Origin of the sequence: Exiguobacterium sp. s145 (assembly GCF_018618835.1) — a bacterium.
GTDB lineage: Bacteria > Bacillota > Bacilli > Exiguobacteriales > Exiguobacteriaceae > Exiguobacterium_A > Exiguobacterium_A artemiae.
Genome location: NZ_JACSMV010000003.1, coordinates 64291 through 76278, shown reverse-complemented (window position 1 = coordinate 76278; position 11988 = coordinate 64291). Strand labels below are relative to the sequence as shown.

The window sequence follows — 11988 nt, the reverse complement described above, 5'->3', positions numbered from 1 at the left end:
AACGGAACAGGGGAGTGATCGATATGAAACAACCGAACTACTATCAGGACGTCAAACAATTCCATCAGACGTTCCATCATCCGGGGGCGGTTCAACCGACAGCGATTCCGCTCGACCGCGGTGTCAAACGGGCGACCTGGACAGCAGAAGAAGCAGTCGTCGAGTTCCTGCATCAGTCGTCGCAAAGCGAAACGGAGTTTTTAGCTGCCATCGAGACGTTTAAGGCAGGACTCGATCAGGCCGTTAAAAAATCACTGAAGGAAACCTATCCGGTGACGGAAGTCGAACGGCTCGTCGGTCAAGGCGATGCCTTGACGGATGCCCTGTACTTCATCATGGGCAGTTTTGTTGAAGCCGGTCTTGAGCCGGGGCCGTTGTTCGAAATCGTCCAACAGGCCAACATGGCGAAACTCGGTCCGGACGGCCAACCGATTTTCCGGGAATCGGATCAGAAGGTCATGAAGCCGGACGGCTGGTTGCCGCCGGAGCCGCAACTCGAAGCAGAAGTAGTGCGCCAAATGAAAGAAAAAGCATGAAAAAAGGAAGTAAGCCGCACATGCGGTTTACTTCCTTTTTGTTCAGACCTGATAACGGGACAACGACAACTTCCCGGGACGATCAAAGACGATTCCTTACGCCTCGAGTGCCAGTTGCTGTTCGTCACCGTCCAGTGAAATTTCACCTTTGGCATTTAAGACTCGGTGCCACGGCAGGTGTTCCGTCCGGCTCAGGCTGTGGAGAATCCGTGCCACTTGCCGGGCTGCCCGCGGGTTTCCGGCAAGCCGGGCGACTTGACCGTACGTCATGACGCGTCCTGCCGGAATCGAGCGGATAATACCAACGACCTCTTGCGTAAACGGAATCAAAGGGTTTCCTTCGTGGAAACGATATACTGCTGAATTTTATCATCTTCGTCAAACCCGATCGTGACATCTGTGATCCCTTGTTGCAGACGGATTTGCAGTTCGAGCCGGTCTTTGATGTCATCGGCTTGTGCAATCGTCAACGACGGATCGACTTCAATCTCGACTTCGACATGGAAATGGTCCCCTTCCTTGATGACTTCGAGCTTACTGATGTCGCGAACATCGGCATCCTGCATGATGAGACCGCCGAGCCGTGCGGCCATCGTCTCATCGGCTTCACCAAGTGCGCCGGCCGCGTTTTGTAAAAAGACGTTGCCGACGACATAAAACATCATCAGTCCGATGATGATCGACGCAATCCCTTCCGCCTGATGGAACGGTGTCAGGTGCGAGATGATGACGGCAATCATGGCGACGAGTCCGCCGGCCGTTGCGACTAAATCTTCGAGGAAGACAAGACGTGTCGCGGGTTTTGCCTGCTTTAAGGCACGGAAGCTGTCGAGAATCAATTTGGGACCTTTTGTCGTGAGGCGGGCATCGTGGGCAATTTCCTGCATCGCTTTGTAAAAGACGCCGCTTTCGAGGACGACACCGACAAATAAGACGGACAGTGTAATCCAAAAACCGGTTGATTCGGTCGGTTCAATGATATGGGCAATGCCTTCATGAATCGTTTCGTAAGCCATGATGCCGACGAATAGAATCGCACCGAGTAATACGAGGTTGACGAGACGGCCGAACCCGTTCGGGAACCGTTTAGTTGGCGCCTTCTTACTGAGGGCGGAGCCGATGAAGACAAAAAACTGGTTGGCGGCATCGCCGAACGTATGCATCATTTCGGCAAACATAGCGACGTTTCCCGTTAAGACATAAGCAACTGCTTTAATGATGGCGATAATCGAGTTAACAATACCGGCGGTCAGAGCCGAACGGTTACCGCGTTTTAATAAGGTAATAAATTCTCCCATGATGCGTCTCCTTTAGCTAATAAACTTGATTACTAATAGTAGTATGTTACACCAGATGACGTGCTTAAAACCAATTCAAACAAAAAAAGACCAAATCGCTATAAGGCGATTCGGTCAAATAAGAATTATTTTAAATCAACTTTTTTGTTGATTTCATTCGAGTCATCATTACCGACCGCTTTTTTCAACAGTTGTTTAACGGATTTTGTCGTGTTTCCCGTCTCCCAGTATTCCGCGCCTTCCGTGTTGACCTTAATCAGGACGACTTTAGGATCTTCGTACGTCGTTTCGAGATACGCTTCATAACGCGGGCTCCACAATTCTTTTTTACGGGCGACATCTTCGACGAATTCCGCTTTCCCGCGGATTGAGACATATGATTTGTCGACATACGCGACGTTAACGTTCGGATTTTTAAGAATTTCATTATATTTGCCTGTATCTTTTGATGTAAGGAACCAGAGATCGCCATCGAACTCGATATCCTGAGTTTGCATCGGACGTGAGACAAGACCTTCATCAGAAACAGTCGTCAGCATCGCTGTTTCGATTTTATCGATTAATTTTTTGACCGTTTCGACGGCTTCCTGATTTGATGTATGATTCGTTGACATAAAAAACACCTCATCCTTTAAGTTTTTGTTGCGGCTACTTTAAGAATGTTCCCTGAATTTTAAATTGAAAACGTCGCCATCCGGTAAACAGGCAGTTTAATTGCATTCGATTATCAGACAGGCGTACAGTTTAGACATGAAGTCAACAGCAAGGGGAGAGATTATAAATGAAATTAAGTATTTTAGATCAGTCGCCGGTCTCAAAAGGACAGACGCCGTCAGAAGCCTTACATGAAACGGTTGAACTGGCGAAGATTGCCGATGAACTCGGTTATACGCGGTTATGGGTGTCGGAACACCACTTTGCGAAGACGCTTGCCGGATCAAGTCCGGAAGTTTTGATCGCCTATATGGCAGCCGTCACAAAACAGATTCGTCTCGGTTCAGGGGGCGTCATGTTACCGCATTACAGTCCGTACAAAGTCGCGGAAAACTTCCGTGTCCTCGAAGGACTGGCACCGAACCGAATTGATTTAGGACTCGGTCGTGCACCAGGCGGCATGCCGCTCGCGACACGTGCCCTTCAGGAAGGATCGTCACCGCGGTTCGGCGGAGCCGACTACGGCGCTCAACTCGATGATCTCGTCGATTATTTATCCGACGGGGCACCGGCTGATCACCGGTTTGCAGGACTCGTCGCAACACCGGAAGTCGATACGACACCAGAAGCCTGGTTGCTTGGATCAAGCGGCGGCAGTGCCTTGAATGCCGCACAACGCGGATTCGGATTCGCCTTTGCCCACTTCATCAACGGACAAGGCGGGCAGGAAGTGATGGATTACTACCGTCATAACTTCATGGCGACGTCGTTCAACGCGACACCGCAAACACTCGTCTCAATTTTCGTAACGTGTGCCGAAACGACGGAAGAAGCGGAAAGATTGGCTTCAAGTCTTGATTTGTCGTTGCTCCTGCTTGAGAAAGGTGTCTCGTCAACAGGCACACCGACTCCGGAGGAAGCAGCCGCTTACCAGTACTCGTTCCAAGACCAGTTCCGGATTGCCGAAAACCGGAAACGGATGATTGTCGGAAATCCCGAGGACGTCGCACGTCAGTTGCAAAATCTCGCAGATTCGTACGGAACAGATGAAGTGATGATTGCTTCGATGATTGCCGACAAGGACGCGAAACAACAATCACTCCGTCTGATCATGGATGCAGTCAAAGCAACGGTTTAAGTCTATCAAAACGTTCATCTCAGCTCGCTGGGGTGGATGTTTTTTCTGTTTCAAGCTGGTTTTCCGGTAAGCGTTCTATTTTGATATCGTGCCGCAAATGGAAGAATCCGATACCGACCGTCACGAGTAAGCCGAATGAACTGATTCCGAGTATTAGAGTGAGCGAGACATGATCACTTAATAAGCCGAATAACAGCATACCGAGCGGAATGATTCCCATCGCAAGTGATTCCATGACGCCGATGACCCGCCCTAAGTATGCAGGGTCTGTGTGACGTTGGACGAGCAGTTGAATTGGAATATTTGCCCGGAGGAGAATGAATCCAACGATAAAAGAAAAAACGAAAAAGTAACCGAATGTCCAGTTTGACGGGATGACGTCGAGTAACGGTAAGACAGGTGAAAGAAACAACATGCCGACTAAAGCAATTGACTGAAACAATGTCATCAACGGACGCTTGATGGTGAAGCGGGGAAGAGCAAGCATCAGGGAGCTGAGTAGCAGACCGGCACCTAAAGCGGCTTCAATCGTTCCGAATTGGAAAGCGGTGAAGCTGAGGCGGTCGAGCAGGATAATCGGATAGATAACTTCGAGTGCAATGAAAAAGAAATTTAGGACAAGTGCCATCAAGATGAGTGTCGTCAAGACACGTTGCTTGAATAAATAGCTGTAGCCTGACTGAAAGTCTGTCCAAAATGAAGGTGAGCTTTCTTCACAGACAGAAGGAATGGTTCTAAATGTCAGACTGACGTTCCAAATCGCGGCGAAGGCGAATAACATGAGTGGCAAGAGGGCAAAAAGATGGATTGGCATAAAAGCTAACAGGAAACCGGCAAGTATCGGAGCAACGATCGATGAAAGGGAACTGATGCTTGAAATGAGGGAATTACCGCGCTGTAATTCGGCATCATCAAGCAGACGCGTCAATGAACTCATCAAGGTGACGGAAAGGAAGGTCGACAGAGCAGTCAAAAGGGCACTGACAATCATGTAATGAATCGTATGGACAGGAAAAAAGGTCGCGTAACTTGCAAATACGGTGAGTATGAAGGCGCTCGTTGCCTCGGTCGTGACGATGATTTTTTTCCGATTCCAGCGATCAGATAGAACACCGGCAACTGGGGATAACAGAATCCTCGGCAGCGTGCCGGCAAGTAAGACGAGTGCGAACTGAAGCCCGGACGACGTTTCCCGTAACACGGTCAGACCGGCAACAAATGTAAACAGACTGGCGGCGAATAACGAACAAAACTTACCGAACAGCAACCGTTGTAAATTTTTCGACATCATGATTCCTCCTTTTTGTTCAATTAAATTGAACTTTCCTTTATACTAGAGGAACAGGGAATGATTGTAAATACAAAAGTTAAATTTAATTTAACTTATTAGATAAGGTGAGGTGCCAACGATGCTTGGACAACGAATTAAAAGTTTCCGGAAAGCGAAAAAAATGACGCAGTCTGATGTTGCGGACGGCATCATGACGAAGTCGATGCTCAGTATGATCGAGAACGAAAAAGCGACACCGTCTTTACCGGCCTTACAATCGATCGCAAGTCGTCTGCAAGTCTCCATCGATGAATTATTGATTGATCCGCGTGCCGTCGAAATGAAACAGATGATTGAAAAAATCAATTCGGCTGCAAGCGGTTATTATGCGGAAGGACAGATTGCGACGATGCTCGAGCCGTATTTAGAGCCCGCCATCAATTCGTACTGGCAAGGACAAGTTTATTACGAGTATGGAAGTGCTTTACGTTTTTCTGATACGGAAAAAGGATTACATTACTTCGATCTGGCGGAAGACGTATTTAAACAGCTTGGATTACGGGATGAACAGATTAAAGTACAAATTTCAAAAGTCTATTTTTTATTTTTCCTGCGCCGCTATGAAGAAGCGTACCGGAAGATTGACGGGATGATGATTTTTCAGGATGTCCCGCTCGCGCATGAGACATTTCTTGATTATCAAATGTTGCAGGCAATCCGTGTCAGTGTGATTGATGATAACTGGAGTCAGTCGATTGCTTTCTTACGGGAAGGAATCCGCTACATGCGGGAAAAGGGTGTCTACAGTGATGTCAGTAACTACCACCGGTTGCTCGCCCTGTTTTTAAGTTTGGAAAAGGAGTACGAAGCGGCAGAATTTGAACTCGAAAAATTACAGCACTTCTTTTTATTCACGGAAGCGACGGCACTTGATCAAATTCTTGTCGATTTGACGAAAGGATCGATTGCTGTCCATCGCAAGGATTATGCCGGAATTCGTGGGGCACGGGAACGGCTGATCGAAGTCGAGATTGAAGCCTGTCTTCATTACATCGGATATTTCGAAGTCTATCTTTGTCTGTGGAATGATTCAAAAGAGGAACTGACCTTTGACCTGCAGAGCGCCGTTTCTAAAATTTGGAGGAATGCCCAGTTATGGCGGGCCGGTGGTGAGTACGATCACGCGATGATGTTATATGCGCTCGCGTTTGCCATGCGGGCCGGAGTTGGATTGGATCGTCAAGCAGAAGTGGAAGAATTGACGATACAACTGTCACCCGGTCATTTCAAACGGCAAATTGAGGAAATGTTAGCGGAATTGGCATAAAAAACAGGACCAATCGGGATATCACCCAGTTGGTCCTGTTGGATTAAAGTGCTTTAAAACCAAGTAATTTTTGTGTCCAGTAACGCTCAGACAGGCGACTGATCCCGAGTGACGGTGTGTTGGCATGAATGAACTGATCGTTGTTCAACATGATGCCAATGTGCGTCGGACCGGCTGCATACGTATTTTCGAAGAAAATGATGTCGCCGCGGACCGGTTGACGTAATTTCGATAATTTTTGACCGAGGTAGCCGTCATTGTTCCAGTAGCCGTTGACGTTCGTCCGGGCCACTTTGTAGCCGGCCGTATTGAGCGCATAGTTGATGAAGCCGGAGCAATCGAATCCACCGTTGACGGGACTGCTTGAACCCCAGACGTACGGCGTACCAAGGTACTGTTGACCGATTGAGATGGCTTTTTCCATGATGCCTGACGCCGGAATCGTCGTCGTTGGCGGAGTGACGGGTGGTGTCACCGGAGTAGAGACAGAGCCGGTCGTGATGTAGGTTTTAGCCACATAATAATAAGCGGTACCAATTTTAATCTGATACCAACCGGCACTTGTACCGGTCGTTTCGCCCATGACTTGAACCGTTGATCCGTGTGCAAGTTGTGTGAAGACGGTCGATGCCGTCGATGGAGCAGTCCGGACATTTAAGCCGGTCGGTGCATCGACTTTATACGTTTTCGACTGGTCGACCGGTGTGACAGAGACACCCGGTGTTGAAGGAGCGGGCGGCGGTGCATCCTTAGCCGTCGCTGAGACATAACTCGAGGCGACATACAGTGCTTTGCCGTCTAATTGAATTTGATACCACGTATCGACCGCACCTGTTACTTTCAGGACGGTTTTGTGCGCCAGCGTTTTATAGATTTTTCCTGTCGTCGAAGCGGAAAGGCGGGCATTTAGCCCTTCTTTAGCATTGACTTCGTACTGCTTGGACGAATCGACAGCTTTGACGGCCGTTGAAACAGGAGGTGTGACCGGTGTCGTGACCGGCGGTTTTGATCCTGTCGTCACGGTCGATGTTTTAGCGGTGACCAGTGTCGTATGGACATAAGCGGATTTGTTTTTGTAATTGATTTCGTACCATTCACCGGTTTTCTTTTTAACGGAAAGACTGACGTTCTTCGCCAGTTTACCGAGCGATTTAGAAGCGGTCGTTGCTTTCTCACGCACGTTGACGGACGAGGTGTTCGTTATGTAGGTCGTGGTTGTCGGTGCTTTTGCTGGAACGGTTTTGACGTATGCGGCTGTAATGAAAGCCTTTTTCGATTGGTGACGAATTTCGTACCAGGATCCGGTCTTTTTGACTGCAGTGACCGTCGTTCCTTTTTTAAGTGTGGTGATGACAGGAGCGGAAGTAGTGGCAGCAGTCCGGATGTTGACGTTGTCTGTCAAGATGAGTGTCGTTGATGCGGCTTCGACGCCAGTGGCTGAGCTGATCAGCGCAAGTGTCGTCAAAGTGAGAAAAGTCTTTTTCACGTAGTGTGGCTCCCTTCCAAAATAGTCAGTCTTGTTCGATGAGGCATCGAATCATTGTTACCATTTTGTCATAAGAAGACAGGGATTCACCTTATTTTAAAATATATTTTTTGAGAAAGAAATTCGAGTTATTTTCAAAAAAAGAAGAAAGAATTGTAAACGAGAATTATTTTCAGTAATCCTGTACACTAAAGGTAATTTGGAAGGAGGACTCGCATGTTAAAACGATTTTATCACTATTACATACCGCATAAACGACTGTTTTGGCTGGATTTTTCGTCCGCCTTGTTCGTTGGTTTGCTCGAGCTCGCTTTTCCGCTTGCTGTCAAATGGTTCATCGATTCACTGTTACCAAAAGGAGAGTTGAACTGGATCATTCTCGTCAGTGTCGGATTACTCGGCCTGTATGTCATCAGTACATTGATGCAGTTCGTCGTCAACTACTTTGGTCATAAGCTCGGAATCAACATCGAGACGGATATGCGGCGGCAATTATTCGGTCATGTCCAAAAACAGTCGTTCCGTTTTTTTGATAACACAAAAACGGGACATATCATGAGCCGGATTACAAATGACTTGTTCGACATCGGTGAACTGGCCCACCATGGTCCGGAAGATGCCTTTATTGCCGTCATGACATTAATCGGTGCATTCTCAATCATGTTGACGATCAATGTGCCGCTTGCACTGGTGACGATTATTGCCGTTCCGTTCCTGATCTGGTTGATCAGTTATGCGAACGTCCGGATGAACCGGTCGTGGGACCGGATGTACGGCAACATTGCCGAGGTTAATTCCCGGGTGGAGGACAGTGTCTCCGGCATTCGCGTTGTTCAATCGTTTACGAATGAAGCACATGAAGTGGCACGGTTCGAAAAAGACAATCGGACGTTCCGGCAGTCGAAGATCAATGCTTATAAAGTCATGAGTACGAGTCTGTCCGGTATCTATCTGACGACCCGGTTGATGACGCTTGCCGTCCTCGTTGTCGGTGCCTATCTCAGTTATCAGAATAAACTCACATACGGGGAACTGGTCGGATTCATTCTCTATATGAACATCTTATTGAAACCGATTGATAAAATTACGGCTCTCTTGGAACTGTATCCAAAAGGAATGGCCGGTTTTAAACGGTTCCTGGAAATGATTGATCATGATGAAGAACTGAAGGATGCGCCGGATGCCGTTCATGTCTCGGCATTACGTGGGGCGATCCGGTTTGATGACGTCAGCTTCGGTTACGAAGCCGAGCGGTTGATTTTAAAAGACATCAGCCTGTCTGTAGAACCGGGACAGACGATTGCCTTTGTCGGAACGTCAGGAGCCGGGAAGACAACGATTTGTTCCTTGATTCCGAGGTTTTATGACGTGACGGACGGTGCCATTACGATTGACGGCATCGATATTCGGCAGATGACGAAATCGTCGTTGCGGCAACAAATCGGAATCGTGCAACAGGATGTCTTTCTGTTCTCGGGAACGATTGCTGAAAATATTGCGTACGGCGATTTGTCGGCCGATCGTGCTGACATCGTGGAAGCGGCGGAACGGGCGCATCTCGGACAGATGATTGCCGATTTACCGGACGGATACGACACCGAGATCGGGGAACGGGGATTGAAGCTGTCAGGTGGACAAAAACAACGGTTGGCGATTGCGCGGATGTTCTTGAAAAATCCGCCGATCCTAATTCTGGATGAAGCAACGTCGGCTCTTGATACCGAAACGGAAGCAATCATCCAAGAGTCTCTGGCCGAACTGTCGAAAAACCGGACGACGCTGATCATCGCACACCGTCTGGCGACGATTCGTCAAGCGGACCGGATTCTGGTCGTGACGAAAGACGGAATCGTTGAAGACGGGACACACGAAGAACTGGTCGAAAATGGAGGGTACTTCGCACGACTCCTTGACCGCCAACGCGTCTGATAAACCGGAAGTCAACTCATCCTCAAGATGAGCATGGCTTCCGGTTTTTTTATTGAAGGAAGAAAGACGGAATGATTTTATGGGAACCGGGAACATATAAGAGAAGGGAGGACGGGGACATGTACGGTTTGTTTTGTGAAAACTATAATGAAACCTATTCGACGTTACACGGGGAATCCTCACATGATTTTCATCGCTTTTTTGCCTTGTCATATACGATTCATAATACGGTTTTCGACAAAGCGGCGTATGATCGGATGATGCAAATCGTCAAACAGAAGACGACCCGGTTTTCAGCTCTACGCAGCCGGTATACGCCGCTCTTGATTTCGCATATCCAACTCAACAGTTCCGAACCGGAGCGGTTGCTCGAACGGGTCATCGAGGCGGAACGCCATATCAAACGGCGTTTCATTAAAGAAAAGGCGGTCCGGCCGTTTTTTGCTCTCGGCGAAGTCTTGAACCGTGAACAGGGCATTGATGCCTTTCCGATTGTGGAGCAACTTCGACAGACACGCCCTGTCCTCAATCTAGCGAAACAATATGTCGTGACGTCAACGCTTATGGAAGGGGGCAACCTTCCGGAACGCTTCACCGAGACGGTCGATGAGGCCGAACGGTGGCTCGAACGATGGATGAAGCCGTCGAGCGAACGGTTGATGACCGCACAGATTTTAGCTGCATCCGGTGCGATGGACGATCAAAAATCCCGGATTCAAGCTTGGTGCGAAATGATGGAAGAGCGGGAATTGCGGATTTGGGATCGGATTTTCCCGTTGCTGTCGTTACTTGAGACAACTGAACGGGTCGATATGATTTACGTGACACGTGTCGTCGACCGGGAACGTTCCCGGAACCGCTTTTCGGATGAAGTCAATTGGTTGATTGCGTTTCATCTGTTGCTTGCGAAAAGCGGCAAAAGCCGCCTGCAGTCGGCCCTGCTGATTTTAGCAACGCTTGAACTGACAAAAAAGCCGTGAGAAAACAATCAAAAAAGATCCTCGGCGAATTCGTCGAGGATCTTTTTGATAAGTCCGATGATTAGTCAAACGTTGTAAAAGTGGCATGCTGTTCGACCGGATACAACTCTTTACCGGCGACATCATTTAAAATCAGTTGATTGCGTGAAACGGACATGCCAAGATTATCAGCTGCCGGACCGTGCGACAGTTCGAGATTCGTTGTCGCATATAAATGATGGTTCGTTGGTACGGTACGGCTGATCCGGTAGTTGGCGTCGACCTTCCAGGCCTGTTCACCTTCGAACTCGATGTCGAGCCGGTTAGTGAAGCGGGGAAGCGATGGAACGAAACCGGTCGCAGCGACGACGGCACCGGTTTTGGAAGTCCGTTGTTCATTCAGTTCGGTATGCCGCATCGTAATCGTAAAGTCCGAATCGTATGAAATCTGATCGACTTCCAAGTTGGCCCGGATTTTGACCCGTTGTTGTTCTTCCGGTGATAAATCATAGAGGTGTTCATAAATGGCTTGCAGTGTTTCGGGACTGATGCCGTTTTGGGACCGCGTGAATTTGGCGACTGCTTCCTGTCTGGTAGCAAGCGGCAGACTGTTGAAGTAGCGGACGTAACTTGGAGAAAAGATTTCTTCACCCAGTTTGCCGGTCTCAAGCGTCTCGAAAATAGTCGAGCGGGAAATCCATTCGAGTTCAAAGGTTTCCGGACGGTCGCTCGTCAGTAAATCGAGGAAAATTTCAGCCGCACTTTGACCGGAACCGACAATGCTGACTTTATCCTGTTGCAGGATGGCTTCTTTTTCCATGACGTATTGGGTGTTATGGATGACATTTTTATCAAAGCTCCCCGGAATCGAAGGTTTCGAACCGGTTCCGAGCACGACGTTTCGTGTTTCGTATGTCGTCCGTTTACCGGTCGCGACTTCTTCGACCAAGACTTCATAACTGTCACCCGTATCTTGAATATCGATGACGCGGGTCGAAAAATGTAAATCGTCGAGCTGAGTCGAGACCCATTTCAAGTAAGCATTATATTCTTGTCGCGAAATAAGTAGTTTTTCGTAAAAATAAAACGTATGCAAACGGTTGAGAGATCGTAAATAGTTCAAATACGTAAACGGGCTTGTCGGATCGGCAAGTGTGACAAGATCGGAAATGAAGCTTGTCTGCATCATCGAATCCTTGATCATCATCCCGGGATGCCAAGAGAATTGTTCGCTTTCGTCAAAAAATAGTGTCCGTAAAGGTGTCGGATGGGCCAGAGCACTTAACCCCAGATTCATCGGTCCGATTCCTACGCCAATCAAATCATACATAAAAAAAGCCTCCCAATCGATATTGTTATAAAACAATACCCGATATAGGAGGGGGTTGAAA

Annotated in this window: 11 protein-coding genes; 5 read left to right on the top strand and 6 right to left on the bottom strand. The window is 48.2% G+C overall.

Annotated features, from left to right (window positions below; all coding sequences use genetic code 11):
* Positions 1-23 precede the first annotated feature (23 nt).
* On the top strand, positions 24-536 hold the full coding sequence (locus tag KNQ07_RS05415) for a pyrophosphohydrolase domain-containing protein (RefSeq protein ID WP_214765270.1): 513 nt from the start codon (positions 24-26) through the stop codon (positions 534-536).
* 96 nt (positions 537-632) lie between these two features.
* On the opposite strand, the gene KNQ07_RS05410 is transcribed toward KNQ07_RS05415, so the two are convergent.
* The 3 genes from KNQ07_RS05410 to KNQ07_RS05400 all read right to left on the bottom strand — a co-directional run bounded on the left by KNQ07_RS05410 (position 633) and on the right by KNQ07_RS05400 (position 2448).
* Positions 633-866, bottom strand: coding sequence for an MGMT family protein (locus KNQ07_RS05410; RefSeq protein WP_214765268.1), 234 nt, complete (start codon positions 864-866; stop codon positions 633-635).
* Positions 863-1834 carry a cation diffusion facilitator family transporter gene (locus KNQ07_RS05405; RefSeq protein WP_214765266.1) on the bottom strand — a complete coding sequence of 324 codons (972 nt, stop codon included), beginning with the start codon at positions 1832-1834 and terminating at the stop codon, positions 863-865. Before KNQ07_RS05405 ends, KNQ07_RS05410 begins: the two co-directional genes overlap by 4 nt.
* Positions 1835-1959: 125 nt before the next feature.
* Positions 1960-2448, bottom strand: a complete 489-nt coding sequence (locus KNQ07_RS05400; RefSeq protein ID WP_214765264.1) for a pyridoxamine 5'-phosphate oxidase family protein — start codon at positions 2446-2448, stop codon at positions 1960-1962.
* A 167-nt stretch (positions 2449-2615) separates the two neighbouring features.
* On the opposite strand from KNQ07_RS05400, the gene KNQ07_RS05395 reads away from it, so the two are divergent.
* Positions 2616-3626: an LLM class flavin-dependent oxidoreductase gene (locus KNQ07_RS05395; protein ID WP_114596206.1), complete on the top strand. Its 1011-nt coding sequence runs from the start codon at positions 2616-2618 to the stop codon at positions 3624-3626.
* A gap of 19 nt (positions 3627-3645) precedes the next feature.
* Here the strand turns inward: KNQ07_RS05395 and KNQ07_RS05390 are convergent, their stop codons facing one another.
* Positions 3646-4914, bottom strand: a complete 1269-nt coding sequence (locus KNQ07_RS05390) for an MFS transporter (RefSeq protein WP_214765262.1) — start codon at positions 4912-4914, stop codon at positions 3646-3648.
* A 121-nt stretch (positions 4915-5035) separates the two neighbouring features.
* Between KNQ07_RS05390 and KNQ07_RS05385 the strand changes: the two genes are divergently transcribed.
* The gene (locus KNQ07_RS05385) at positions 5036-6223 is read left to right on the top strand and encodes a helix-turn-helix domain-containing protein (protein ID WP_214765260.1); all 1188 of its coding nucleotides are present in this window, start codon (positions 5036-5038) and stop codon (positions 6221-6223) included.
* Between the two features lie 43 nt (positions 6224-6266).
* Here KNQ07_RS05385 and KNQ07_RS05380 read toward each other — a convergent pair whose 3' ends face one another.
* Positions 6267-7709 (bottom strand): C40 family peptidase, encoded by a 1443-nt coding sequence (locus KNQ07_RS05380; protein WP_214765258.1) that lies wholly within the window; start codon positions 7707-7709, stop codon positions 6267-6269.
* Positions 7710-7925: 216 nt separating this feature from the next.
* On the opposite strand from KNQ07_RS05380, the gene KNQ07_RS05375 reads away from it, so the two are divergent.
* Both KNQ07_RS05375 and KNQ07_RS05370 read left to right on the top strand, forming a co-directional pair.
* Complete coding sequence (locus tag KNQ07_RS05375; protein ID WP_214765256.1) at positions 7926-9638, top strand: ABC transporter ATP-binding protein; 1713 nt, start codon at positions 7926-7928, stop codon at positions 9636-9638.
* A 119-nt stretch (positions 9639-9757) separates the two neighbouring features.
* The gene (locus tag KNQ07_RS05370) at positions 9758-10618 is read left to right on the top strand and encodes a DUF4003 family protein (RefSeq protein WP_214765254.1); all 861 of its coding nucleotides are present in this window, start codon (positions 9758-9760) and stop codon (positions 10616-10618) included.
* Positions 10619-10679: 61 nt separating this feature from the next.
* Here KNQ07_RS05370 and KNQ07_RS05365 read toward each other — a convergent pair whose 3' ends face one another.
* Positions 10680-11927, bottom strand: a complete 1248-nt coding sequence (locus tag KNQ07_RS05365; protein ID WP_214765252.1) for a lysine N(6)-hydroxylase/L-ornithine N(5)-oxygenase family protein — start codon at positions 11925-11927, stop codon at positions 10680-10682.
* Between the last annotated feature and the right edge of the window lie 61 nt (positions 11928-11988).

Coding starts and splice junctions, on each gene's coding strand:
- KNQ07_RS05415 (WP_214765270.1), top strand. CDS start 24: ATGAAACAACCGAACTACTATCAGGACGTCAAACAATTCCATCAGACG.
- KNQ07_RS05405 (WP_214765266.1), bottom strand. CDS start 1,834: ATGGGAGAATTTATTACCTTATTAAAACGCGGTAACCGTTCGGCTCTG.
- KNQ07_RS05400 (WP_214765264.1), bottom strand. CDS start 2,448: ATGTCAACGAATCATACATCAAATCAGGAAGCCGTCGAAACGGTCAAA.
- KNQ07_RS05395 (WP_114596206.1), top strand. CDS start 2,616: ATGAAATTAAGTATTTTAGATCAGTCGCCGGTCTCAAAAGGACAGACG.
- KNQ07_RS05390 (WP_214765262.1), bottom strand. CDS start 4,914: ATGTCGAAAAATTTACAACGGTTGCTGTTCGGTAAGTTTTGTTCGTTA.
- KNQ07_RS05385 (WP_214765260.1), top strand. CDS start 5,036: ATGCTTGGACAACGAATTAAAAGTTTCCGGAAAGCGAAAAAAATGACG.
- KNQ07_RS05375 (WP_214765256.1), top strand. CDS start 7,926: ATGTTAAAACGATTTTATCACTATTACATACCGCATAAACGACTGTTT.
- KNQ07_RS05370 (WP_214765254.1), top strand. CDS start 9,758: ATGTACGGTTTGTTTTGTGAAAACTATAATGAAACCTATTCGACGTTA.
- KNQ07_RS05365 (WP_214765252.1), bottom strand. CDS start 11,927: ATGTATGATTTGATTGGCGTAGGAATCGGACCGATGAATCTGGGGTTA.